Source organism: Sphingobacterium cellulitidis (genome assembly GCF_043187465.1).
GTDB lineage: Bacteria > Bacteroidota > Bacteroidia > Sphingobacteriales > Sphingobacteriaceae > Sphingobacterium > Sphingobacterium cellulitidis.
The window spans coordinates 3,642,845-3,669,048 of sequence record NZ_CP171136.1; the positions used below are offsets into that span (position 1 = coordinate 3,642,845).

At 36.6% G+C, this 26,204-nt stretch carries 21 protein-coding genes; 8 read left to right on the top strand and 13 right to left on the bottom strand.

What is annotated here, in order from left to right; genetic code table 11:
* Positions 1-1,470 carry a glycine--tRNA ligase gene (locus ACF3OC_RS15915; protein ID WP_094257829.1) on the top strand — a complete coding sequence of 490 codons (1,470 nt, stop codon included), beginning with the start codon at positions 1-3 and terminating at the stop codon, positions 1,468-1,470.
* A 104-nt stretch (positions 1,471-1,574) separates the two neighbouring features.
* Here ACF3OC_RS15915 and ACF3OC_RS15920 read toward each other — a convergent pair whose 3' ends face one another.
* The 4 genes from ACF3OC_RS15920 to ACF3OC_RS15935 form a co-directional block, all read right to left on the bottom strand.
* Complete coding sequence (locus tag ACF3OC_RS15920; protein WP_392469839.1) at positions 1,575-2,672, bottom strand: hypothetical protein; 1,098 nt, start codon at positions 2,670-2,672, stop codon at positions 1,575-1,577.
* A 77-nt stretch (positions 2,673-2,749) separates the two neighbouring features.
* A complete protein-coding gene (locus ACF3OC_RS15925; RefSeq protein ID WP_392469841.1) occupies positions 2,750-4,228 on the bottom strand; it encodes a hypothetical protein in 1,479 nt (492 codons plus the stop codon).
* Positions 4,229-4,393: 165 nt separating this feature from the next.
* Positions 4,394-6,721, bottom strand: a complete 2,328-nt coding sequence (locus tag ACF3OC_RS15930; RefSeq protein ID WP_392469843.1) for a glycoside hydrolase N-terminal domain-containing protein — start codon at positions 6,719-6,721, stop codon at positions 4,394-4,396.
* Positions 6,722-8,602: an alpha-L-fucosidase gene (locus ACF3OC_RS15935; protein ID WP_392469844.1), complete on the bottom strand. Its 1,881-nt coding sequence runs from the start codon at positions 8,600-8,602 to the stop codon at positions 6,722-6,724.
* Between the two features lie 324 nt (positions 8,603-8,926).
* On the opposite strand from ACF3OC_RS15935, the gene ACF3OC_RS15940 reads away from it, so the two are divergent.
* Positions 8,927-10,099: a trans-sulfuration enzyme family protein gene (locus tag ACF3OC_RS15940; RefSeq protein WP_392469846.1), complete on the top strand. Its 1,173-nt coding sequence runs from the start codon at positions 8,927-8,929 to the stop codon at positions 10,097-10,099.
* Positions 10,100-10,159: 60 nt separating this feature from the next.
* Here ACF3OC_RS15940 and tpx read toward each other — a convergent pair whose 3' ends face one another.
* Entirely contained in the window at positions 10,160-10,657 is a 498-nt protein-coding gene (tpx, locus tag ACF3OC_RS15945; RefSeq protein WP_392469847.1) for a thiol peroxidase, read from the bottom strand.
* A gap of 194 nt (positions 10,658-10,851) precedes the next feature.
* Here tpx and ACF3OC_RS15950 point away from each other — a divergent pair, with 194 nt between their 5' ends.
* From ACF3OC_RS15950 to ACF3OC_RS15960, 3 genes are all read left to right on the top strand, one after another.
* On the top strand, positions 10,852-12,072 hold the full coding sequence (locus tag ACF3OC_RS15950; RefSeq protein WP_094257836.1) for an OmpP1/FadL family transporter: 1,221 nt from the start codon (positions 10,852-10,854) through the stop codon (positions 12,070-12,072).
* Positions 12,073-12,091: 19 nt separating this feature from the next.
* On the top strand, positions 12,092-13,393 hold the full coding sequence (locus ACF3OC_RS15955) for an SGNH/GDSL hydrolase family protein (protein WP_392469849.1): 1,302 nt from the start codon (positions 12,092-12,094) through the stop codon (positions 13,391-13,393).
* A 114-nt stretch (positions 13,394-13,507) separates the two neighbouring features.
* The gene (locus tag ACF3OC_RS15960) at positions 13,508-13,924 is read left to right on the top strand and encodes an OsmC family protein (protein WP_094257837.1); all 417 of its coding nucleotides are present in this window, start codon (positions 13,508-13,510) and stop codon (positions 13,922-13,924) included.
* A 4-nt stretch (positions 13,925-13,928) separates the two neighbouring features.
* On the opposite strand, the gene ACF3OC_RS15965 is transcribed toward ACF3OC_RS15960, so the two are convergent.
* The 6 genes from ACF3OC_RS15965 to ACF3OC_RS15990 form a co-directional block, all read right to left on the bottom strand.
* Entirely contained in the window at positions 13,929-14,939 is a 1,011-nt protein-coding gene (locus ACF3OC_RS15965; protein WP_094257838.1) for a LacI family DNA-binding transcriptional regulator, read from the bottom strand.
* 31 nt (positions 14,940-14,970) lie between these two features.
* Complete coding sequence (locus ACF3OC_RS15970) at positions 14,971-16,404, bottom strand: S41 family peptidase (RefSeq protein ID WP_392469851.1); 1,434 nt, start codon at positions 16,402-16,404, stop codon at positions 14,971-14,973.
* Between the two features lie 70 nt (positions 16,405-16,474).
* Positions 16,475-17,956 (bottom strand): S41 family peptidase, encoded by a 1,482-nt coding sequence (locus ACF3OC_RS15975; RefSeq protein WP_392469853.1) that lies wholly within the window; start codon positions 17,954-17,956, stop codon positions 16,475-16,477.
* Complete coding sequence (locus tag ACF3OC_RS15980; protein ID WP_392469855.1) at positions 17,953-18,513, bottom strand: HAD family hydrolase; 561 nt, start codon at positions 18,511-18,513, stop codon at positions 17,953-17,955. The genes ACF3OC_RS15975 and ACF3OC_RS15980 overlap by 4 nt, the downstream gene beginning before the upstream one ends.
* A complete protein-coding gene (locus ACF3OC_RS15985) occupies positions 18,513-18,983 on the bottom strand; it encodes a hypothetical protein (protein ID WP_392469857.1) in 471 nt (156 codons plus the stop codon). The genes ACF3OC_RS15980 and ACF3OC_RS15985 overlap by 1 nt, the downstream gene beginning before the upstream one ends.
* A 1-nt stretch (position 18,984) precedes the next feature.
* Positions 18,985-19,635, bottom strand: coding sequence for an ABC transporter ATP-binding protein (locus ACF3OC_RS15990; RefSeq protein ID WP_392471615.1), 651 nt, complete (start codon positions 19,633-19,635; stop codon positions 18,985-18,987).
* Between the two features lie 148 nt (positions 19,636-19,783).
* On the opposite strand from ACF3OC_RS15990, the gene sucC reads away from it, so the two are divergent.
* From sucC to ACF3OC_RS16005, 3 genes are all read left to right on the top strand, one after another.
* Positions 19,784-20,983 carry an ADP-forming succinate--CoA ligase subunit beta gene (gene sucC / locus ACF3OC_RS15995; RefSeq protein ID WP_094257844.1) on the top strand — a complete coding sequence of 400 codons (1,200 nt, stop codon included), beginning with the start codon at positions 19,784-19,786 and terminating at the stop codon, positions 20,981-20,983.
* A 482-nt stretch (positions 20,984-21,465) separates the two neighbouring features.
* Positions 21,466-22,779, top strand: coding sequence for a glutamate-1-semialdehyde 2,1-aminomutase (hemL, locus tag ACF3OC_RS16000; protein WP_392469859.1), 1,314 nt, complete (start codon positions 21,466-21,468; stop codon positions 22,777-22,779).
* 68 nt (positions 22,780-22,847) lie between these two features.
* A complete protein-coding gene (locus ACF3OC_RS16005) occupies positions 22,848-23,660 on the top strand; it encodes a hypothetical protein (protein WP_392469861.1) in 813 nt (270 codons plus the stop codon).
* Between the two features lie 239 nt (positions 23,661-23,899).
* Here ACF3OC_RS16005 and argC read toward each other — a convergent pair whose 3' ends face one another.
* Both argC and argG read right to left on the bottom strand, forming a co-directional pair.
* Positions 23,900-24,919 carry an N-acetyl-gamma-glutamyl-phosphate reductase gene (gene argC / locus ACF3OC_RS16010; RefSeq protein ID WP_392469862.1) on the bottom strand — a complete coding sequence of 340 codons (1,020 nt, stop codon included), beginning with the start codon at positions 24,917-24,919 and terminating at the stop codon, positions 23,900-23,902.
* Positions 24,920-25,012: 93 nt separating this feature from the next.
* Positions 25,013-26,200 (bottom strand): argininosuccinate synthase, encoded by a 1,188-nt coding sequence (gene argG / locus ACF3OC_RS16015; protein ID WP_392469863.1) that lies wholly within the window; start codon positions 26,198-26,200, stop codon positions 25,013-25,015.
* Positions 26,201-26,204: the final 4 nt, after the last annotated feature.

Genomic DNA, 26,204 nt, shown 5'->3' on the forward strand with positions numbered 1-26,204 from the left:
ATGAGCAAGCAAACAGACGATTTTTTCAAGAATATTATTTCGCATGCGAAGGAATATGGATTTGTTTTTCCTTCAAGTGAAATCTATGACGGATTAAGTGCCGTTTATGATTATGGTCAATTAGGTTCGGAGTTAAAGAACAACCTGAAGACCTATTGGTGGAAATCCATGGTACAGTTAAATGAGAATATTGTGGGCATTGATGCTGCAATTTTCATGCATCCTACGACCTGGAAAGCATCCGGTCACGTGGATGGGTTTAATGACCCGATGATTGACAATAAAGATTCTAAAAAGCGTTACCGTGCGGATCAATTGATTGAAGATAAAATCGATCGTTATGAGAAGGACGGCAAGACCGATAAAGCTGCACAACTACAAAAAGATTTAGATGATGCCTTAAATGCGGATGATTTAGTGCGTTTAAAAGTTATTATCGAAGAGCACAATATTGTTTGTCCGATTTCAGGCACAAAAAATTGGACGGATGTACGTCAGTTCAACTTAATGTTTGCTACGCAAATGGGTGCGATGGCTGATGGAGCTGAGCAGGTATATTTACGTCCAGAGACTGCACAAGGTATTTTTGTAAACTTCCTTAATGTTCAGAAAACAGGAAGAATGAAAATTCCTTTTGGAATTGCTCAAATTGGTAAAGCTTTCCGTAACGAGGTTATTGCTCGCCAATTTATCATGCGTATGCGTGAGTTTGAACAAATGGAAATGCAATTTTTTGTTCGTCCAGGTTCAGACCAAGAGTGGTACCAAAAATGGAAAGAGAACCGTTTAAAATGGCACTTAGCACTTGGTGCAGATCAAAACAAGTATCGCTATCATGACCATGTTAAATTGGCTCATTATGCGAATGCGGCAGTTGATATTGAGTACCAATTCCCATTTGGATTCAAAGAGGTAGAAGGGATCCACTCCCGTACTGATTTTGACTTAAAACAACATCAACAATTCTCTGGAAAGAAAATGCAATATTTTGATCCAGAAATTAATCAAAGTTATATTCCATATGTCATTGAGACATCCATTGGTCTAGATCGTTTATTCCTGACAGTATTGGCGAACAGCCTGGTTCAGGAAGATCTATCCACTGAGGAAAAACAAGATTCTCGTGTGGTATTAAAATTCCACCCTGCCATTGCACCAGTGAAAGCAGCTATCCTCCCTTTAACCAAAAAAGATGGTTTACCAGAGAAGGCTAGAGAAATCATGTCGAAATTGAAATTGGACTATAATATCCAATATGATGAGAAGGATTCAATCGGTAAACGCTATCGTCGTCAAGATGCTATCGGTACACCATTCTGTATCACTGTAGATCATCAAACCTTGGAAGATAATATGGTAACTATTCGTCATCGTGACAGCATGCAACAAGAGCGTGTTAAAATTGATGAATTAGAGAATATTATTGGAGACTTAGTAAGTATGAGTAAATTATTAAAACAGCTCATCTAGGATTATAATCCATAAAAAATTAAACCTGCCTTCGAAAAGGCAGGTTTTTTTATTGATATGAAAAGGGTTAGTTTCTGCGAAATCCTCTTGGGTATTTGTTTTATCTAGCTAAATCTTGAATGAAGGATGGATATTGATTTATTCTCCATATACTTCCAGAGCGTACATCCCATTTCCTTGTAGAATGCTCTATTAAATTCACATTCATTTCTAAATCCAGATTCATAGATTAATTTATTAATTTGAGCTGGTTCTTCATTTTCAATATTTAGATGATCAATAAAATAATGGAATCGTTTAGTGTTGAGATATTCTTCGAAATTGTAATTCCAAAATTTTCGATTTATTTCTTTCAGGTCTTTGTCTGTCAGGCTTAGAAATTTGCGAAGGTCCTCCAGTTTTAATTCCGGGTTTTTAAATAATTTTTCTTGGTCCAGCAATTGGTCAATTGCTGTCACATAAAACATCAGATCTTCACTTTTCTTTTGATTATACTCAGTTTCATGAATTCTAATCACTGCATTTGTTCTGAATAAATAGGAAAGACACAAATGGATAGAATTAAAATATCTGAAATATACTACGATAAAAAGGACAAAGAAGGTAAAAATTCCATCTGGAAATTCCAATAAGAGTCCTCTTTCAACTATTAATCCTCGAAAAAGGATAAAACCAAAAAGAATTACTTTAGAAGCCCATAGAAAGACTGCCAACTGACCATCAATCGAATTGCAGAGATGGGATATTTTTTTTCGCAGTGGCCATAAAAGATAGACATCATACACTAAAGTAATGCTAAATAGGATTGTTCTAGACCTTTGATTAAAGAAGTCTAGGTAATCATAAATCATTCCTTCTTGAATTTGCGCGGAATAAATATTGAGCAATACATAAAAGACATAGAACAGGAGAAAGGGAAAAAATGCCAACAAAATCAAATATCCTGAGGTCCGAACTTCTAAGACAATATTTCTTAAATACAATGAGGACAATGATACAAGGCAAAGGCTGCTAGTGGCGGTAAACAACTTATTAACATGCACTTCAAATGGGGACACCCAATATTTAACTAATAATACTACGATTGAAGTACAGGTGAGGATACGAAGTATTTCGCCTCGTTCATCTCGGATAGTTCTTATCTGAAGATAAAGAAGGATAATCAGTACCTGAATAACAGTTAGCGCTAGCAAATAAGCCATATAACAATAATAAGACACTATTATTAAGAAATTAAAAAGGTCTCGTTAAGTTTAATTTTTTAACCACTAGGATTTAGTTAATTAAACAGTATTGTTTTTGTTCCAGCCCAATTTTCATCAATGATAACTTCAAATATTCGATTGGAAAAACCACTTGGATACAGGTTTCCGACAAAATTTAACTTGATATTATTTTTAACTTTGGAGAATAACTTAAATTTTCGAAGAATTCTTGTTTTGCTCCACACCTCGACTTCGTAGTTTACAGGCAATTCCACATCGGTATGTCCTAAGAAATGACTAAATACCACCTCTTTATCAACATTAAAATCTTGTTCAAATTCTATTTCATTTGAATTACCAATAGGGAACTTACCTTCTAACTTAGGGTTAAAAGGTTTCCAAAAATAATTCGGAGAAATTGGTTTTATTTTAATTTTATTAACGTCTGATAGATCTCTTATATCTCTAAAATTGAAGGTTACTAAACTATATAAGCGTTTCAGAGTAATTGGTTTGGACATATTTTCCTTCAGCTCAAAGGAATCCACGACACCGAAGGAACGAGCAAATTTATCCGAAAATGAAGTAGCAGTATAAAAGTCATCTTTATTCTTGATGGTTTCTGGAAGTACTAAAGGTTCATTAGACTCATGATAAAGCATAATATTATAGTAATTACCTAACGGAAGTTCAACCATCAATTGTTCATTATCAGTTTTTGGATTAAAGGTTCCTTTATTCACTAAATCTCCTTTTTTCTTATCAAATATGAAATAAGGCATTTGATTTAACTTGGATTTAATTTCTGCTTTCTTTTTGGGCTTACCATAAAACCTAATATTGTCAACTTTAATTTCTACACCCTCCACAAATTTCTCTCCTTTTCCAATTTGTTCGCGTGTATCCACGTATAATCTTAACATATTATACCCTTGAGCTGAATTTGGGAAATTATAAGTAATAGTCTCAAATCTACTATTATTTGAATCATCAGTTTTTTGTTTAAATTTTTGAATTGATTCTCTCATGATAGCATCGTCTTTTTCTATATATATAGAGAAGGATTTATGAGGGCTTTTGGTGCTAATATCCATTTCAATCCGCTCCATATGGATCTCGTCTGTAGGATTAAACGCAATCCCAAAATAGGTTTGGCCTTTAATTTCCAGAATGTGATCATCTTTCTGTCGAGAAAATGGATTATTAATAAATTTCACAACATCAGATGATTTTATTATTGCAATAATATTTAAGTATGCAAAATATCGGGATATTTTAGCATACAAGTCCTTCTTATTGAAGTCATATAATACGAGTAACTCAGGTTGTTCAGGATGCACCTTCTGTTCATCAGATGCATTTCCTGATCTGGTTTTTATGGAAGAATGAAAGGGCTTGATTTCAGATTGAAAATTAGTAAAATTAAAAGTCACTTTTTTCAAAGGACCTTCTTCAAATGGCATCGCTACTTCTTTTTTTTTACAAGAGAAGCAAAATGCAGCAACTAGCATAAAAATGAACAGAATTTTTGATCGGCAAATAAATAAACTCATAATAGTTAAAAATTAAAGTGAATAAAATTATTTTTCCTTCAATTTAATTTTTAAAGATTAACAGAAAAGAAAAAGGGGATCATTAAAAAATTAATAATCCCCTCTCCTATTGAATAGCCAAAATGCTAACTTGCCACAATTGCTTTAACGATCGAAAAAAACTTTTTATGAAACTTTAAAGTTAATTTTTTCACCATTTTTAATCACTGGCACCTCAGTTCCCTTTTTCCCTTTAATTTTGAGATTTGTAACTTTTCCATCCTTCCATTCAAAATCAACAGTGAAGTTACCGCGGGCTTTTAACCCAGTCACTTTCCCATCTTTCCATGCTGACGGTAAGGCAGGTAATAGGAGAATGTAGCCATCATGGCTTTGGATTAACATTTCAGCAATACCAGCTGACCCTCCAAAATTGCCATCAATTTGAAATGGAGGATGAGCACAGAACAGGTTAGGGTAAGTCCCAGCCCCAGCACCTTGATAGGTTGTACTATTCCCGAATGCAGGTTGCAAAAGCTGTCTTAATATTTCTAAGGAATGGTCTCCATCATGAAGCCTTGCCCAGAAAAGAATCTTCCAAGCCCTAGACCAACCCGTTCCTTCATCACCACGTACTTCTAATGTTTTCTTTGCGGCATCTGCCCATTCAGGACTTGTAATTGGTGAAATAAAATTCGCCGGGTACAAGCCATATAAATGTGATACATGGCGATGTTTAGGTTCAGTTTCTTCATAATCCTCTAACCATTCCATCACGCGTCCAGATTTGCTTACAACTACCGCTGGAGCTAATTGTTTGATATCAGATTGAAGCTTAACAGCAAACTCATCATTGAGGTTTAATATTTCATTACTCTTGATTACAGATTCATACAGTTCTCTAACAATTTGATTATCAATTGTAGGCCCCATTACCACGGCAGCTCTCTTTCCATTAGGAAGTTTAAAACCATTTTCAGGAGAAACCGATGGAGAGGTCACCAACCATCCAGTTTTAGGATCTTTCACCATGGTAGCCTTGTAGAATACAGCAGCCTCTTTTAATACGGGATAGATTTCCTTTAAATAGGCCTCATCTTTTGTAAATTGATAATGTTCCCAAAGATGGTTACATAACCAACCAGAGGCTGTACTTGATCCCCAAGAAGCATGCTCCCCTGGAGCAGAGTATCCCCAAATATTAGTCATCATATAAACTACCCAACCTGGCGCATTATAATATGCTTTTGCTGTTTTTGTCCCTTCCTTCGCAATATTCTTAATCATTTCAATAAATGGGTTATGATATTCCGAAAGGTTACTCACTTCCACCCCCCAATGATTCATTTGCGCATTGATATTTAAATGATAATCGCCATTCCAAGGAGTTTGGATCTGATGTGCCCATAAACCTTGTAAATTAGGCGGTAGGGCCTTAGGAGTATTTGGAGAACTGCTTGAAATAGTCAGGTATCGACCAAATTGATAATATAATGATGCCAAACCATTATCTTGACTTGGGTCATTAAAAAAAGCTTTTAATCGCTCATCCGTAGGTACGGATGCTTTAGATTCTTGGTCAGCAATTTGCAAAGATACTCGGTTAAATACAGGCTCATATTTAGCGGCATGAGCTTTCCACAACTTAGCATAACTACTTCTTTCGACCTTTGAAATTTCAGAATTTACATATTCTTCAGGGTTATGATCATAGTAACTTGTGGAGGCAGAGAATAGAACCAAGGCTTCATCTGCACCTTTCACGATGATTTGATTATCATAATCCTTTAATGTTCCACCTTTGGCAATGACCTTGAACTTAGCCGCGAATTTTATTCCACGACCACCTTTTCCATCAGGAAGACTACCATTTATGGTAATTTCATTTCCATTGACTTTATAATTCTCAATATTTTGATCTCTATAGAAATGCATTGCAAATTCAATGGATTTCTTTTTATCGGCAGATAAGCGAACGACCCCTACATTCTTATCAAAAGAAGTAAAATACTCTCTTTTGAAGTTGATACCGGAGTTTTTGAAACTGGTTACAGCCTTTGCTTCTCCAATATCCAACCAGCGTTTATAATCCGTTGTCTCACCTTTGTGGAAAAACAAAAAGTTCAGATAGCCAAAGTTCTGGAAACATCCATAAGGAGCTTCAGCGCCATTTCCCTGACCAGACCCTGCACCCACACAAACGAAATTTTTATTGACAAGAGCTTCAGCAAGATCATTTTTGCCTTCAAATAATAATTTTTGAATATCTCCGACTGAATTAAATGCTTGATAATTATTTGCATCCTGAGGTGATCCAGACCACATTGAAATCTCATTCAGAACAATAGATTCATCATTGATCTTTCCATCTGGCATCATCCCAATCAAGCCATTGCCAAGGGGTAAAGTTTCTTCCCAAATCTTTGCTGGGTTTTTGTACCACAATTTTAAATCCTGCGCCAGGAGGTTTCCTGCAGTACACAGGCCAACCATAATTACGATTAACTTCTTCATCTATTTTAAATAAACATCAAACTCAGCAACTGAAAACTCTTTATCATTACTTAGAATTTCCTTTGGAATAAACCTTATATAGTGCGCATCATGGGCGATATCAAAATTGATATTTTGTTCTGTGGCATTCGCTTTAATATTAGAGAACTCTCCCATTGCTACGGTCTTCCATTCCTTTCCATCTTTACTAACCTGGATTTCATATTTGGTTGGAACTCCTTTAAGCTGGCGATCTTGTCGTGGCATGTATCCCAATCCTACGACACTTTCAGTTTTAGGCAATCTGATTTCGACAAATTTTTGATTACTCAAGATGGTTTCCCAGATTGTATTATCGTCATTATCTGAAGCTTTTTTAACATTTTTATCAGCACTAGTTATTATAATTTGATCTTTGGCAATTTTGTTGCGATCAGCACTGTTAAATTTAAAATCAGATTTTGCTTCCTTGAATAAAGCAAAATCGCTTAGTGTGGGAGCTACTGGAGCAAATAGTTTTACTTTTAATTTACTAGCACGAATAGGTTTATCCAGTTTAATCAAGCGATTTGCTCCAATACTGGTAGCTTTTGCCAATGGTTTCCAATTTCCATCAGACCAAACTTCAACCTGCACACTATCAATTCTTTGCCCCAATTTGATATTTTCGCGTAATCTGATAAGGTCAAATTCCTGATCATGAGCAAGATTGATTTCAATTGCTGGATTCAAGACATTATCGTCAGACGCATAATAAGAATAGCGGTCTGCGTCGAAAAGGTTATTTTCAGAGAATTTAGCACTATTAGCCCGAACGTTAGTTGCTTTAGCTTTTGCACCCGCGGCTAAATTATCGGAAAAAGTAGCTTTAATTTTTTCACCAAAAGCGGCCAATGATTTAACATCATTATCATGGAGTAATCCATTCGGCATAGGTGCAAGTCCAAGGTTCATATTTCCACCACGACCTACAGACTTCATATAAATTTCAAATAGCTCATTTGGAGTTTTAACTTTTGCATTTTGGTCTTCATGATAAAACCATCCGGGTCTTTGCGGAACATCACACTCAGCAGGAATCCAGAATTCACCATTGCGATCACCACCTGGGAGATTTGAATCATCGACCTCCCCCGGTACTGCTGGTTTACCTGGGGTTTTACTTTTCGGAGTCAGGGTTGCCCAGCTCGTTTCAGCTGCGAAGCCATGCTCATTGCCAACCCAACGCATATCGGGACCAACATCAGAAAAAATCATCGCCATTGGCTGCAATTTCCGTACGATTGGCCAAGTTTTTTCGGTCCATTCATAATAGGTTGTACGGTCAATGGTTCGTTTTTCATTCTTACCCCCATAATAACCATCTCCACCATTTGCTCCATCATGCCAGGATGTAAATAAAGGACCATAGTTGGACATCAGTTCGGTCAATTGCTCACGATAGGCATCTGCATAAGCTTTAGAACCATAGCGTGTATCATTTCTATCCCATGCAGAAAGGTAAACCCCAAATTCAAGCCCATTATCATGGGAAGCCTGCATAAATTCTTTTACCATATCTCCTTTTCCATCACGCCAAGGTGAGCTTTTCACGCTATAATCCGTGGTCTTAGTGGGCCAAAGGCAAAATCCATCATGATGTTTAGCGACAGAGATCAATCCTTTGAATCCACCTGCCGCTGCCGCTTTAGCAATCTGGTTGGCATCGAATTTTGTGGGGTTAAATATTTTGGGGTCAGCATCTCCGAATCCCCATTCTTTATTTTGAAAGGTAGTAGGTGTAAAATGAATCAAGGTATACATTTCCATTTCATGCCATTTCAATTGTCTTTCGCTGGGTAATGCGCCAAATGGTTTTGGCTCAGATTGAGCAAATGACAACAGAGGGCATAATAATGCCATGCTTAGTAGTTTAGATCTTTTCATAAAGAGTATTAATAAATTCTTAAGATACAGAAAAGCATAAATATTCAGGAATGAAATTGATGATTAGGGGGAAAAACCCTTAAAAATATTCAATTTAAGGCGAATCAATCGATTTCGTAAAATTGTTATGTAGCAAGAAAGCGCTGTCTATTCAGCTACACCGAGAAGGGTCGGGTAAAAAGCTAAAGATGTAATAAAAGAGTCAAATCAAAGGTTTGCATAAATATATTTTCAAAATAAGCTTAAAATTATCTTATTGAATTAGTGCTTTTTATTGAAAAGTGAATAAATTTGTTCATCATGAACAACGAACAATCCAAAATCATACGCGAGCAGGCCAAACGTTCTTCTTTAAGGGAGCACTCTGTACCATTATATTTAACTTCTAGTTTTATTTTTGACAGTGCTGAGCAAGGCCGAGCGGTATTTGCAGATGAAGAAGAGGCGATGGTCTATTCGAGGTATGCAAATCCGAATACAACGGAATTTATCAATAAGGTTTGTTTGATGGAGGAGGCGGAAGCCGGATTAGCATTTGCATCAGGAATGGGGGCAATTTTTGCGACCTTCGCCGGATTTATTGAACAAGGAGATCATATTGTATCATCCAGAGCCATATTTGGTTCAACGCATCAATTGTTTACCCAATTATTCCCACGTTGGGGAGTGACGACAACATATGTAGATGCGATAAACCCAGAGGAATGGGAAAAAGCTATTCAGCCGAACACCAAATTTATATTCTTGGAATCGCCATCCAACCCAGGTTTGGAATTAGTAGATCTGGAATGGCTGGGCGGATTAAAGAAGAAATATCCGAATATTATTTTTGCCATTGACAATTGTTTTGCCACCCCATATTTACAAAAACCTCTTCCTTATGGATTTGATTTATCCATCCATTCTGCGACGAAATATATGGATGGTCAAGGTCGTGTCCTTGGAGGTGTAGTTGTAGGAAAACAGGAGTTAATTGATAAGATGATGTTTTTAATTCGTCATACTGGACCTGCAATGTCTGCATTTAACGCTTGGATTCTTTCGAAGAGTATTGAGACCTTGGGATTACGGATGGACAGACACTGTTCAAATGCCTTGGCATTAGCTGAAGAGTTGGAGAAAAACGAGGAAGTATTGGATGTGAAATACCCATTCTTACCTTCTCATCCGCAATATGAACTTGCCAAAAAACAAATGAAAGCAGGTGGAGGAATTGTGACTATCGAAGTAAAAGGTGGAAAAGAAAGAGCTTTTCAATTTCTGGACGCATTAAAGATGATTCTTTATACTTCCAATTTAGGAGATTCAAGAAGTATCGCTACGCATCCGGCATCGACCACACATTCAAAATTAACGGAGGAAGAAAGAGAAAAACTGGGAATCCGGCCAGGTACTGTCAGATTATCAATTGGAATTGAGGATCAAAAAGATATCATTGAAGATATCTTACAAGCTTTAGAAGCTTCGAAATAAGGAATAAAAAAATGGGCTTTTTAAGCCCATTTTTTTATTGATTTAATATCTTTTTCCAGCTTATACCGCAGCTAAAGCAGCTTCGTAATTAGGTTCTTCCGTTGTTTCAGCAACTTGTTCGGTATATTTCACTTTTCCATCTTCATCCAACACCACAACCGAACGGCTCAATAAACCTTGAAGCGGTCCATCTGTAAATTTCACGTGGTAAGCATTATTGAAGTTATCATCTTTAAAATCCGAAAGTGTTACGACATTATCAAGACCTTCTGCAGCACAAAAACGACTTTGAGCAAAGGGAAGATCTTTAGAAATACACAAAACGACCGTATTATCTAGTCCGGAAGCTTTTTCATTAAATTGACGTACTGACATTGCACAAGTTCCGGTATCAATACTTGGAAATATATTAAGGATAACTTTCTTACCTTGAAAATCTTTCAATGATTTTTGGGATAAATCCCCAGCTGTAAGTGTAAAATCAGGAGCTACATCACCTACTCTAGGTAGATCTCCACTGGTATGCACTGCATTCCCTTTAAATGATACTTGAGCCATAAATAAAATTTTTATCTGTTTATATTGAAAACTAATATACCTTATTTATGTTTTGAATAAAAACGATTGCTGCTCTTTTATCCAATCTTGACAATTATTTTATAATTAATTATCAATAAATTTATAATTATTAACAGAATTTTACTATGTTAGCATATCAAATTAAATTTGAAAAACGCTAATCAATAATTACTATGAAACGATTATTACTCAGTTTGTTATTAGCTTCCCCTACCCTGCTGTTTGCACAGGGTTCTCAAGTTAATACCCAAAGTCAAAAAGCTGTGGGTATGGCCGGTGCCGGATCGGCCTTATTTATTGATGAATCCTCCATTGTTTATAACCCTGGAGCATTAGTAAAGATGGAGAATAATGGGGTACAGATAGGTGGTAGCGCCATCATGTACAGATCTGCCTTTCGAGAAGCGGGCAGTCCAGATGTTCATCATACAAAATTCCAAGTATCACCTCCCTTCGGAGCATACGCGACATTTGGTCCTAAAGGGGCTTGGTGGAAAGCGGGTATCGGTGTTTACACTCCATTTGGTGGTGGTGTAGACTGGGGCACAGATTGGCCTGGAAAATTCTCTTTAACTCACCTATCCATGCGTGCTATCTATATCCAACCGACAGTAAGTTTTAAATTGACTGATCAATTTAGTGTTGGTGGTGGATTTGTTTACAACATTGGTTTAGTAGATTTAGGCAGAGCACTTCCTGTATTTTATCCAGACGGAAGTACTGGACAAGCTACCTTGAAAGGTACTGGAACAGGGATGGGATATAACCTAGGTGTTCATTACAGACTTGATGAAACATTTGCATTATCATTAAATTACCGTTCAAAAGTTATTACGAAGTTAAAAGATGGAGATGCTACATTTGAGGTTCCTGGTTCCTTGGCGGCGAATTTCCCTAACGGAAAGTTTGATGCTGAATTACCATTACCAGCATCCTTCAACTTGGGCATCACTTTCCCATTATCTGAGAAAATTGATGCAGCAATTGACGGATCCATTATCAATTACAGTATTTACAAAGAATTGGTATTTGATTACGAAAACAATACTCCAGTGTTACAAGACACCCGTTCAGAGAAGAGATACCAAAATGCATTTTCAGGAAAAGCAGGTTTGAACTATGAGGTAAATGATAAATTAGATTTACGTTTAGGAGCGGGTTATGTTTACACACCGGTACAAGGTAAATATGTTTATCCAGAGACACCAGATAATAACCGTGTGATGGCAGCAGGAGGATTAACTTATAAATTCTCACCAAACTGGCAGATGTCAGCTGCATATGTTTTCCAAAAAATATTAAAGAGAACAACCACAAATGCAGAAACACAATTAAGAGGAACCTATGAGACCAACATTCATGCTCCTGGAATTTCAGTTTCTTATTATTGGTAGGCTTTAAATTATGAAAACAATGAAAAAGAATTTCAAACTATATATCGGACTTGCCATCTTAGGATTTGCAAGTTCATGTGCACCTTCCTTGGATGAAATGGAGACCAGTAAGGGATCCGCGGATTTCTCCAAGTTTATTGCTGTAGGTAATTCGTTAACCTCAGGGTACGCGGACAATGGTCTATATTTAGAAGGTCAAAAAGTAGCATTTCCAAATTTAATCGCGGAGCAATTAAAAGCTGTAGGCGGTGGTGAATTCACTTCCCCATTCTTTACAGAGGCACAAGCGAATGGATCGGGCTATATTCAATTAAAATCCTTAATTGATGGCAACCCAGTAATGGAGCCAGTAACTACAAATTTAGCTATTAGAGGAGCAAATCCACTAGGCAAGCCATTATACACTAAACATACAGATCCTATTCAAAACTTAGGAGTTCCGGGCATGCGTTTAGATATGGCTTTTGCTGAAAATGTTGGGACAGTTTATGGAAACCCATATTTCGAAAGGTTATTACCAGAAGGTACGCCGGCTAAGTTGAAATATATCGAATACGCTGTTTCTCATGAGCATACCTTTTTCACTTTTTGGTTAGGAAACAATGACGTATTGGGCTATGCAACAAATGGTGCGGCTCCGTCTGAAGATCCGACTAAGAAATTATTGGATATTCCAACATTTGAATTCACCTATAATACATTCATTAATGAATTAACAAAAGGTGGTTCCAAAGGAGTTGTAGCAACAATTCCAGATGTGACGACTATTCCATTCTTTAATACAGTTACAACAGCGAGATTAAATGCAGCAGTTGAAGCAGAAACACAAGGACAGGCAAAAAATGTTTACATAGCAACCAAAACTGGACCTAGAGTAGCTACCGATGCAGATTTATTTATCTTGACTTTCCCTACTTCTTTATTGGGAAAACCTAATGCTCAGCAAATTCCTTACGGAGTTCATCCATTGAATCCAATTGATGATCAGTTTGTTTTGGATAAGGCCGAGATTGCTGAAGTCTCTGGAAGAGTAAAAGCATTTAACGAGCGGATTAAATCAATTGCAGAAGCGAAGCAATTAGCCGTGGCGGATGTTTATTCATTCTTGAATAAAGTTAAAGCCGGCTATAACTATAATGGTGTTCATATTTCAGCAGCTTTTATCACTGGGAATGCATTTTCATTAGATGGGGTTCACTTGACTCCGATGGGAAATGCGATTGTTGCAAACCTATTTATAGATGCCATCAACTCCAAGTATGATGCAAATGTGACTAAAGTAGATATCAGTAAATATCGAGGTGTCAAATACCCGAATTAATCATATAAAAAAGCCCTCAAGTTGAGGGCTTTTTTTATGGATTATATTTTCTACCATGGTATGACGGACATATTGCATGTATTTTAGTTAACTTTAACCTATAAATCAAATAACATGAAAGTACATATTAAAAGACAGAATCAAGCAGTACATTTCGAAGGATCAAGCGAATTGAGTTCAGTAAAAGTAAATGTGGATGGACCAGAGTCAATTGGAGGAGAAGGGAAAGGGGTAAGACCTATGGAATTGGTTTTAATGGCCTTAGGTTCTTGCAGTGCATTTGATTTGACTACAATTTTACAGAAACAACGTCAGGATCTTCAGGATATGGATGTAGAAGTTGAAGGGGAGCGTCGTGAGGAAGTGCCCAATATCTTTACCAAGATTCACATTTCCTTTAAACTAAAGGGCAACATTGACGAGGCCAAAGCCCAAAAAGCAGCCGAATTAGCAGTAAAGAAATACTGTTCAGTACATGATATGCTTGCGAATGGCGGTATAGAAATTACCTACAGCCTACAGATCAATTAATTTATTATTTGAGCACTAATTTAGAAGGGAATACCACATCTTGAGGTGTTTCGGTATATTCTTTCTTATCTATACAATCGAACAATATCTCAGCGGCTTTCTGAGCTTGTTTATCAGGATATTGTTCGATACTTCCCATTGGTGGATTATCCATGTATTTCCAAAGCGGATAATTCGCATAGCTAATAAAGAACATATCTTGATTCAAGACAATTCCTCGTTGTTTAGCATAGCGGATAAGGTCTAATGTAACAAAGTCATTAAAGGAAACAACTGCAGAAGGGCGGTTAGGAAGTGAGCAAATCTTTTCCATTGCTTCTTCATTACCTTGTTCCGTCAGGTCTGTATTGACAATAGAACTAGCATCTGCAGGAATACCATATTTATCTAAAGCACTTTGGAATGCTTCTGCCCTTTCTTTCGAAGCCAATAAGCCTTCAGGACCATTAATCAAAGCAATATTTCGATGTCCACGGTCCACAAAAGCTGCCATAGCTTCAATCATCCCAGAGGCTAGGTCGCTATATACTTTATGGACATGGGGTAGATCAGGAACACAGTCAAAGAAGACAATAGGAATCTCAGTTTTTGCCAGTAATTCGAAGAAATCAGTATCACCAGTATTTTTACTCATGGAGATCAAAATACCATCCACACGATGTTTTTTAAAGGTTTGGATAATATTTAACTCGCGATTTTCATCATCTAGGGACTGTCCAAGGAGCACTGTATATTTCTTATCCTCGGCCACGTTTTCGATAGCACTGATAGCTTCAGAGAAAAATGGTTCAGAAAGTTTCGGCAGAATCACTCCAATCGTAAAAGTTTTACGTTGTTTAAAGAATATTGCAGTTTGATTAGGTTCATATTCCATTTCTTCTGCCATCTTTTTAACACGCATAGTTGTTACCAATCCGATACTAGGATGGTCATTCAATGCACGCGAAACAGTAGAAGGAGAAATTTTTAATTTCCTTGCAATTTCTTTGATAGTAGTTGGTTTATTTCCTGCCATACTTCAAAGTTAATAATTTAATAATGATAAATTAGTCCTTTAGCATATTCCGACGAGGGATTTTATTCAGTTCTCTAGTAGTTCTAGTTGTGGAGCTACGGCTTACTGACATTCTACTCGAGGCTTTAGCATTTGACCCTAACAGGATATCCAAACCCTTTCTGGTCATGTCTTCGGATGCATCACCAAATTGTTTGTAAAAATTATCATCAATAAAAGGATAATCTGCTGGGATACCATCCCAATAATCCGTATAGTTTGCTGCATTTATAATTTTAAAGGAAGCAGCCCAAAGCCCCACATCATCCAAGATATCCTCTCTAAAGAAGCCTACTGGTTTACCATAAGTTGCTGCATCGTATCCAACGATTTTCACGTTCATATACGGTTTAAGTGCGGCAATCACGATTTCACTTGCCGATGCGGTATAATCACTGACCAAGAAAACCACGTTTTTAATTTCAGTAGTATTACTTTTTACAAAAACTTCATCGATAAAATCATTGCTACCTTGATCGCGTTCTTTTTTCAGGTTTTTATTCAAATCATATTTGAACATCACCTTCCCATTTCCCGTAGAATTAATGATTTTATTCAGGAGATAAATGGCAGAACTGACATATCCACCACCATTATACCTTAAGTCAACGATTAAGTTGCTAATATTATCTCTACCAAAAGCGGCGAAAGTTGAGTCAATGCCTTTTTTCATTTTAGAGTCTATCCCCCTATTAGTAAGTTCTTCAAAGGAAGAAAGAGCAATATAACCAGCTTTTTTACCATTTTCTGTAAATACACGACCGATTTGAAATGGTTGGATATCATAGGAGGTATATTTTAAATTGTAAGAGGATTTCACCTTCCTTGGATTTTCAACAGTAATACTTAAGGTTTGTCCTTCAATGTATTGGTCAATTCTGGTTTTATTGCTATAGACCATCTTTTTATCACCTTCCATTTCGATTACTTTATCCCCTCTGTTAATTCCAGCAACCTGGCCTGGCGAACCACCTTCAACAAAATAAACAAACAAACTATCACCACGGTTACCATCAAAAGCCATATACAAGCCATAGCCATCTGCTAGATCAGCTTTTGCGAATGCTTTAGCATCCGAGCTGATATCCTCCAACCATGAAAAACGATCCATAGGTCCATCATAATCCGGATGGAATTTATAATCAGTTTTACGCGGAGTCTGGTTCATCAAATAAGATAAGAGGTCATCAGAATCCTTAAACCTATCTGTTAATTTGGAAATAGGATTTGCTACTTCAATAGAAGATTCCCAATAAGATAAATACTTATATTTTGAATATACACTATCAAGAACTTGTTGGGCAACGGTTCGAGTATCCCCTCCAGGTCTTGGTGGAGGAGTTATTTTGGTAGTATCCTTTTTACATCCGAACAAGGAAACTAAGGTCAATAAGATCAGTAGTTTTCCAATTAAAGTATTTCTCATTAGCATAATTAAGTAAAATCACCACATGCAAAAGTGATTCCATTTATTGACAGTGATTTCTGTAAAAAGATTAATCCAACTGTGGCAATGTATTAAAATTCTGATCCAAGAACTTATACATGTTATTACGATAGCCTTTTTTCTCAGGTACATTCATCTGTTCCAAGCGGTTCAATCCATCTTTTGTTTTACGGCTGCTGGCTTTCGCCCAGTCGTTCGGTTTCATGATATCATTGATAGCAGTGTTCAAGAATGCTTCATCCGTATTTCCAAGTTCAGAAAAGAACCCATCGGAGGCATTGGTAATTCGTCCCGTTAAACCGTTGAAATAGTCCCCATAACCATCTTTATTGATGGTCTGAAAAGAGGTTATATATAAATCAGCAAAGCCATTGACAACAGGTAATCCAAAAAATCCTACTGGTTTGCCGTAAGTACCTTTACCATTGATGGTGATAATTTCAACATCCATATAAGGTTTTAGAACATTCATGACCAATTCACTGGCAGAAGCCGTACCAGGAGTTCCCAAGAAATAAACCCTAGGTATATTTAAAGTATTCTTTTTGTTGTAAAAAACGGATTTAAATGGAGCTTTAGGATTATTATTATCGGTGTAGCCTTCTTGTTCGAAGTATTTATTGACCTTATAGTCATACATTTTGCCCTTAGCCCCTGCAGTCGGAACAATAAGGTTTGCCAATAATTCGGCAGATGCGGTAGAACCACCGCTATTATATCTTAAATCAATGATCAATTCATCAATATTCGCCGTTTCAAATTCTTTGAAAGCATTGACCATTGCTTCATAGTATTCATTTGGCCCAGACTTGCCATATACATTCACAAAGGAAGTATAGAAAAAGTAGCCTATTTTTTTATTATTGATTGTGAATACCTTATTGATCAAAATTGGGTCGATACTATAGGCTGCACCATTTAATGTAATTGTCTTGGTTTGAGATTCACCTACGGGTTTAACGACCAGGTTCATCGGTTCTTTTCCTTCAATTAGCTTATAGTATATAGCGATTGCTTTTTTCTGATCGGTGTCGTAATTGAATTTAGTATCGCCATTAACACTAATGATCTGCATTCCCCGTTTTAATCCAGCTTTTTCTGCTGGCGAATTTTTCTGAACAATCTTTACATAAAGATTGGTAACTCTGTTTTTATTCGGATCGACAGTGCTAATGAATATTGGCGTCAAACCAGTTTCCTTGTGTACTCCCTCTTGAATTTCTTCACTCACGACCCCTTCCCTATCAATAAAGCTGTACCGGTCCACTACAGTGTACTTTTTTATGGCTTCTAAAACCGCCTCGGCATTGGAATAGGATTTGGTGAAGGATCGTAAATCTAGATTTCCATCGGCGCTAGCCTTGGGTTGAGGGATTTTATCTTCCCAGAGAGAAACTGCCAGGGAATAATAATACGTTGAATCTTTAAGTAAACTTTCTTTATCCGTATCGGGATTAACGGAATCTTTCTTACAGCTTGCTCCTAGGAGCAACGAAAACAATAAGAATGGGAGTAAAAATTTTCTTTTCATAATTTAGCTATATTGTCTTCAATGAAAAATAAGTCACTTTTTTGGACTTGATTTTCAGAAGCAATATAGGTAAATGGATCAATATTTCGGAAATTTAACTCATCGATAAAATAAATTTTTACATTTCTGTCAAAACCTTGCCAATCAATGTGTTTGACTTTATTTAATTGCAATGCGGGGTTCCCTTTGGTCAAAATTCCTATCTGACCTCCTTTTTCGAGAATAGAAGCAAATAATAGCTTGGTTTTATTAAAAAGAAACAGCTTTAATGGTAGGTGTCCATTGACCATCAATCTTTCAAAATTCTCCTTATAATCATTTTTAAAATTGAATTTCTTGGCTGTCAGATTGTAAAGATTTTCCTCAGCGCTTTCCATATAGGTTTCCTTCATAAAATTCACCATTTCAGTAGCAATTGGTCTACCTTCGGTAAATTCCACGAATTGAGAAAACAGATAATAAATCTGTAATAAATAGTCCTTTTTAGGAAAAAGGACATCATCTACTTCAAATAAATAGAGTTTTTTATCAGTGGGAATATTTGCGAAATCCATCATTATTTAATTGTACAAAGGGCTAAATCATCACCTTCATCAGAAACAGCGAAAAGACCGGTCATTTCTATCTCCAATTTAGAGTCAGAGATAAGGTTTACGCCTTTTTCACATAGAATTAAATCGATATTCGAAGGTGGATTTTCCAGAACAAATAATTCTTCTAGTTCTTCCTTGCTAGGGCTTAATAATTTTGTGCCATACTCTTCCAAGAGGATTTTAGCTTCGGTTAAAGCATTGATTTCTGCAAGGCCAAGAGGCAATAGAAAGTCAATTTGCTTATCAAGGCATAATTTCAATAGTTCGTGGGCAAAAGTTGGATTTGCTGCTGTTGGGATGGTATTGTAATTTGCTGAAAGGAAACTTGGCACCTCTTCAGAGGTTGCGAAAATAATTTCAAACTGGGTATTCAATATTTTGGACAGCCTTTGTGCCAAAGGTCTGGTTCCAAAAGTGATTAAGAGCTTTTGCATATTAATAGATTAGTCCGTCGCGCATATGAATGGTACGGTCGGAAATTCTTGCTAATTCTTCGTTATGGGTTACAATGATAAAGGTTTGCTGCATCTTATCTCGCAGGTCAAAGAACAGCTGGTGTAGTGCTGTAGCATTTTCAGAGTCTAGGTTTCCCGAAGGTTCATCAGCTAAAATCAGTGTAGGATTATTAATAAGTGCTCTTGCGACTGACACTCTTTGTTGCTCACCACCAGACATGGCTGCTGGCTTATGATTTGCGCGATGTGCTACTCCTAAAATATCGAGGAGTTCCATGGCTCTTTTTTCGACATTTTTTTTATCCTGACCAGCGATGAATCCTGGGATGGACACATTTTCCAGAGCCGTAAATTCAGGTAGCAGATGGTGGAATTGAAACACAAAACCGATATGTTGGTTTCTAAAATCACTTAGTTTTTTTTCATTGAGGGCAAATACATCTTCTCCTTCGATCAGGACGGTTCCTTGATCGGGTTTATCGAGGGTTCCAATAATATGGAGTAAGGTACTTTTTCCGGCGCCGGAGGCTCCTACGATGGATACGATTTCGCCTTTACGGACAGAAATGCTAACGCCTTTTAGGATTTTGAGGTCGCCATAGGACTTAAAAATATTATTTGCCTTTAAGATCATAATGCGAAAATAATAAAAAACAAAAACATGTGGTTGCAAAGGGCAGATAATATCGGGGAATCAAAAAAGAGATGACAATTTAATCGTAATAATAACTTGTCCCTTCCGAATAAATACGCTATTTTTACAGCAAATTTTTTTATCAATGAACATTCACGAATATCAAGGAAAAGAAATACTTAAGAGTTTCGGTGTAAGAGTACAAGAAGGTATTGTTGCTGAAACCCCAGAGCAAGCTGTTGAGGCTGCAAAGAGAATGAAAGAAGAATTCAACTCGGATTGGGTTGTGGTAAAAGCACAGATCCATGCGGGTGGCCGTGGTAAAGGTGGTGGTGTTAAATTAGCTAAAAACCAAGATGAGGTATTGCAACGTGCAACAGACATCATTGGCATGCAGTTAGTGACTCCACAGACTGGTCCAGAAGGTAAAAAAGTTAACAAGGTTTTAATTGCGCAGGATGTTTACTATCCTGGAGACAGTGAGACTAAAGAATTCTACATGTCTGTTTTATTAGACCGTGCAACAGGTCGTAACATCATTATGTACTCTACAGAAGGTGGTATGGACATCGAGGAAGTTGCTGAGAAAACTCCACATTTAATTTTCAAGGAAGAGATTGATCCTAAAGTAGGACTTCAAGGATTCCAAGCACGTAAGATTGCATTCAACTTAGGTTTATCAGGTGCTGCGCACAAGGATATGGTTAAGTTTGTTGCTGCCTTATACAAAGCATACGATTCAATTGATGCTTCCATGTTTGAGATCAACCCTGTATTAAAAACTTCAGACGATAAAATTCTTGCAGTAGATGCGAAAGTAAACTTGGATGAGAACGCATTATACCGTCATCCAGAAATTGCTGCATTACGTGATATTACCGAAGAGGATCCTACAGAAGTAGAAGCTGGAGAATTCAACTTAAACTACGTTAAACTTGATGGAAACGTAGGATGTATGGTAAACGGTGCTGGTTTAGCGATGGCTACTATGGACATCATTAAAATCGCTGGTGGTGAGCCTGCAAACTTCTTAGATGTTGGTGGTACTGCAAATGCTGAAACAGTAAAAGCTGGTTTCAATATTATCTTAAAAGACCCTAACGTAAAAGCTATTTTGATTAACATCTTTGGTGGTATCGTTCGTTGTGACCGTGTTGCTCAAGGTGTTATCGATGCATATAACGAAATCGGAAATATTCCAGTTCCAATTATCGTTCGTTTACAAGGTACAAATGCTAAAGAAGCTAAAGAATTAATCGATAATTCAGGCTTGCAAGTGTACTCTGCAATCTTATTGAAAGAAGCTGCAGAACTTGTAACTAAAGTATTAGAAGAAGGAAAATAATTCTTTCCACACAAAAAAAAGAGCGGGCTTTTTAAAAGAAAGACCGCTCTTTTTTTTTAGTATTTAGTAGTTAGTATTTAGTAGTTAGACTTTTCTATAGTTTCCTATTAGACTTTACTATAGTTTCCTAATTGGCTTTCCTATAGTTGATTATTAGGCTATTATATAGTTTCTTCAACTATCATTTTTCCGTCATAGGTCTAAATACTCTATACTAAATACTAAATACCAAATACTATTTAGATTATTAGGCTATTATATAGTTTCTTCAACTATCATTTTTCCGTCATAGGTCTAAATACTCTATACTAAATACTAAATACTAAATACTAAATACTAAATACTAAATACTATTTAGATTATTAGACATTACTAAAGTTTCTTCAACTATCATTTTTCCGTCATAGGTCTAAATACTCTATACTAAATACTAAATACTACCCAGTAAATACTACTTTTGTAATAGACAAAAAGAAATGATTATGACAACATCTACTTCAGATATTTCTCGGGAGAAGTCGGGCAAGTTATTTGAAAAGGCTAAGGAATATTTTCCTGGCGGTGTAAACTCTCCTGTACGCGCATTCAAATCTGTTTATGGAACGCCATTGTTTATCGAGCGTGGTGATAAGGCTCATTTATGGGATGCTGATGGGAATGAATTTATTGATTACTGTTGTTCATGGGGTCCATTGATCCTAGGGCATAACACTCCGGAGATTCGTGAAGCCGTTCAAGAGCAATTAGGTAAAGGCTTAAGTTTTGGAGCCCCTACTGCCCTGGAAAATGATCTTGCAGAATTGATCTTGAGCAATAATAAAAAGATTGAGAAAATTCGTTTTGTAAGTTCAGGAACAGAGGCGGTGATGTCTGCGATTCGTTTAGCGCGAGGATATACCAAAAGAGATAAAATCGTAAAATTTGAAGGTTGTTACCATGGTCACTCCGACTCCCTATTGGTGAAGGCAGGATCAGGATTAGTAACCTTTGGTGAGACCTCATCTGCAGGGGTTCCAAAGGCATTTGCTGATGAAACCATTGTAATTGCATTAAATGATAAGGAAGCTTTAAAGAAAGTATTTGCAGACTTTAAAGATCAAATTGCAGCTGTAATTATTGAAGGAGTACCTGCCAATAACGGGTTATTAATTCAAGATAAGGATTATATTCATTTCCTAAGAGATATTACCAAGGAGAACGGAACTTTATTGATTATGGATGAAGTGATCACCGGTTTCCGTTTAGGCTTTGAAGGAGCATCCAAGTATTATGACATTCAACCGGATATTTTGACTTATGGAAAAATTATCGGTGGCGGAATGCCAGTTGGTGCATATGGAGCTTCTAAAGAATTAATGGGATGTATCTCTCCAGATGGTTCTGTTTATCAAGCTGGAACTTTATCAGGAAACCCCGTTGCTATGGCAGCTGGTATTGCAGCCTTACAAATTCTAGCTCAACCAGGGTTCTATGAGAAATTAGAAAAAACAACTCAAGCATTTGTGAATGAGTTACGTTCATTCATTGAAGAGAATGGATTTGAAGTAAGCATAACCACGATAGGTTCCATTTTCTGGTTCGCATTTACAGATAAGGAAAAAATCCAAAGAGCGGATGAAATCGATCCAGCCTCAATGGAAAAATATAAAGTCATGCACAGAGAATTATTGAATAGAGGGATTTATTTTGGACCTTCAGGATACGAGGTAGGCTTTATTTCTGCGGCACATACAGAAGATGACATTAAAAAAACTTTAGTTGCTATAAAAGAAGCGTTACAGATTGTTTTTCAATAAAAGCTAAACAATTTACCTTTATATTTGTTTAAATATTATAACAAATTCGACTAAATATTAATTAAGAGATGAGAACAATCAAATCAGCATTGGCAGTATTAGCTGCAACAGCGGTACTTGCATCCTGTAATACTCCTACAAAAAATCAAGAAGGAGAAGTTAAAGACTCAACAGCATTAGCGGATTCAGTAGGTTCAATTGCAGTAAACCCACTTCAACATGCGAAAGATTTTCCAGGTGCTACCTTGAAAATTTCTTCATTGACTTCTGAAAAATTAGGAACAGACTCTGCGAAGATCACAGTTAAATATGATGTTCAAAACTTCAAATTGACAGAACAAACAGAGCATACTCACCACATGGCTAATTCACATGATGGTCAACATATCCACTTTATTTTGGATAACACACCTTATGTAGCTTTATATAAACCAGAACATACATTTACAGTTCCTGTAAATTCTGAGCATTATTTAATGTCTTTCTTGTCTCGTTCATTCCATGAGTCATTGAAAACTGCAGATGCTTCTAAATTGGTTAAATTTAAAGTTGAAGCTGATGGTAAGATCACGGAACTTCCTGGTCCAACTGAACCATCAATTTTCTATAGCAGACCAAAAGGTGACTATAAAGGTGAAGAAACCAAATCTTTATTGTTAGACTTCTTTGTTTCGAATGCAACATTAGGTGCTGACAGCTACAAAGTAAAAGCAAACATCAACGGTCAAGATTTCACTTTGGATCAATGGGTTCCTTATGAAATCCTTAACTTACCTCTAGGTGAAGCAACTGTTAAATTAACTTTAGTTGATAAAGACGGTAATGCAGTAACTGGAGATAATGTTTCAGTAGAAAGAAAAATCAACTTACTTGAAAAATAGGGGTTGAAGATACCTTATCATACAAAAAAGGGGATAAATCTTAATTTATCCCCTTTTTTGTATGATAGATTTGAGTATTGAGATGTGAGATTTGCGATATTAGAAAGACATTGAAACGGAATATAGATTTCTCAAAAAATTCGACTTGTTAGGTCTGATGTTTACTATCTAACTTCTCAAATCTCATATCTCAAATCTATACTCTCATATCTCACATCTTACATCTCATATCTCCCCCACTAGAAGCCTACGGATTTCAGGTTTAAACCTGCTTTTTCGTCGAGTCCAAACATTAGATTCATATTTTGAACTGCTTGTCCGGAAGCTCCTTTTAGTAAGTTGTCTGTAATATTTAGAATAAGTAATTTATCGCCATGTTTTTCCAGATGGATGATACTTTTATTGGTATTAACGATTTGTTTGATATCAATATTAGCTTTCGACACATGGGTAAAAGGATGTCCGGCATAATAAGACTCGTAAAGCTCATAAGCTTCCTCCTCTGTCAGATCAGAATCCACGTAGATAGCGGAGAATATTCCTCTTGGAAATGCTCCTCTTTGCGGGATAAAATTAATCTTCTGTGCTGCTCTTTCAAGCAATGAGCCATTGCCAGCTGGAAGAAAATCCGACTGCAATTGATTCAAGGATTCAGAGATCTCTTGAAGGTGTTGATGCTCGAATGATTTATATGCTGACAAGTTATTACTTCTCCAAGAAAAATGCGAGGTTGCAGACGGTTTTTGACCTGCTCCAGTAGAACCTGTAGTTGCATTTACATGAATTTGATTTGGCAACAATCCTTTACTAGCCAGTGGCAATAAAGCCAATTGAATATTGGTTGCAAAGCATCCTGGATTGGCGATATATTGAGCAGAAACTATTTCAGATTTATTCAATTCTGGCAGTCCGTAGACAAAATTCTTACCTTGATATTCTGTATTAGCTTTTAAGCGATAGTCTTGGGACAAATCGATAATCTTGACAGCAGAATCAATTGGGTTTGCATCCAAAAACTTGCGTGCATCGCCATGTCCGACACATAAAAACAAAACATCGATATTAGAATGAAAATCAGAGGAGAAAGTTAAATCAGTATCTCCGAATAAATCATTATGTACATCTGAGAGTTTGTTACCTGCATTAGAGGCGCTATTAGCGAAAATAATATCCACGTTTGGATGATAGATTAAAATCCGAAGCAATTCACCTCCGGTATAACCTGCCGAACCAATAATTCCAACTTTAATTTTTTCCATTATGATATAATCAGTCAATATTAAACAAAAAACCAAGGAGCCTAGTGATGCTACCTTGGTTTGCAAAAAGATTTTTAAATATGTAAAGGGCGATTAGCCTTTGTTATTTACTTTGTGCCAAATGATGGTTTGGTTACCGAATATTTTTGAGAAACCTTTTACATCATCACCAGTATAGCCTTTGTTCATTTCACCGTAAGATCCGAACTTATTGGACATCAAATCATGTTCTGATTCAATACCTAGGATCGTAAAGCGGTAAGGGTGTAGTTCAATGAAAACGCGTCCAGAAACTGTCTCTTGAGAGCTTTGTAAGAAAGCTTCCATGTCACGCATAACAGGGTCATGCATTTGACCTTCGTGCATATAGTTACCATAGAAAGCTGCCAATTGATCTTTCCAAGAAAGTTGCCATTTGGTTAAGGTATGTTTTTCCAATGCATGGTGTGCTTTGATTAGAATCACAGGACCAGCAGCTTCAAAACCAACACGACCTTTAATACCAATAATGGTATCTCCTACATGGATATCGCGCCCGATTCCATAAGGTTGAGCAATAGCTTGAAGTTCTTGAATCACTTTCACCGGATCCATTTTAACACCATCCAATGCTACTGGCTGACCTTGTTCAAAATCAACAGTGATTTTACGAGGTTCAGTCGAGGTAACAGGAGTTGGCCAAGCTGATTCAGGTAAGTATTCATTGGAGGTTAATGTTTCAGCACCACCTACGGAAGTACCCCATAAACCTTTATTGATTGAATATTTTGCTTTATCTGCTGAATACTCTACTCCGTGTGAATTTAAGTAATCGATTTCCGCTTCACGAGATAGTTGTAAATCGCGGATTGGAGTAATAATTTCTACACCAGGAATCAAGGTTTGGAAGATCATATCGAAACGAACTTGATCATTTCCAGCACCAGTTGAACCATGTGCTACACATTCAGCACCTATTTTCTTTGCGTAGTTTGCGATAGCAGTAGCTTGACAAACACGTTCAGCAGAAACTGAAAGTGGATAGGTTGCATTTTTCAATACATTACCAAAGATTAAGTATTTGATAGTATCTTGGTAATAGTCTTCAGTTTCATCAATCGTAGTATGCGATTTAACGCCTAATTCATAGGCTCTTTTTTCGATATTTTTTAATTCTTCTTCGGAAAAACCACCTGTATTTACAATTACGGAATGTACTTCTAATCCTAAATCACGTGAAAGATAAATACAACAGAATGATGTATCTAAACCTCCACTGAATGCTAAAACTACTTTTTTCATTTTA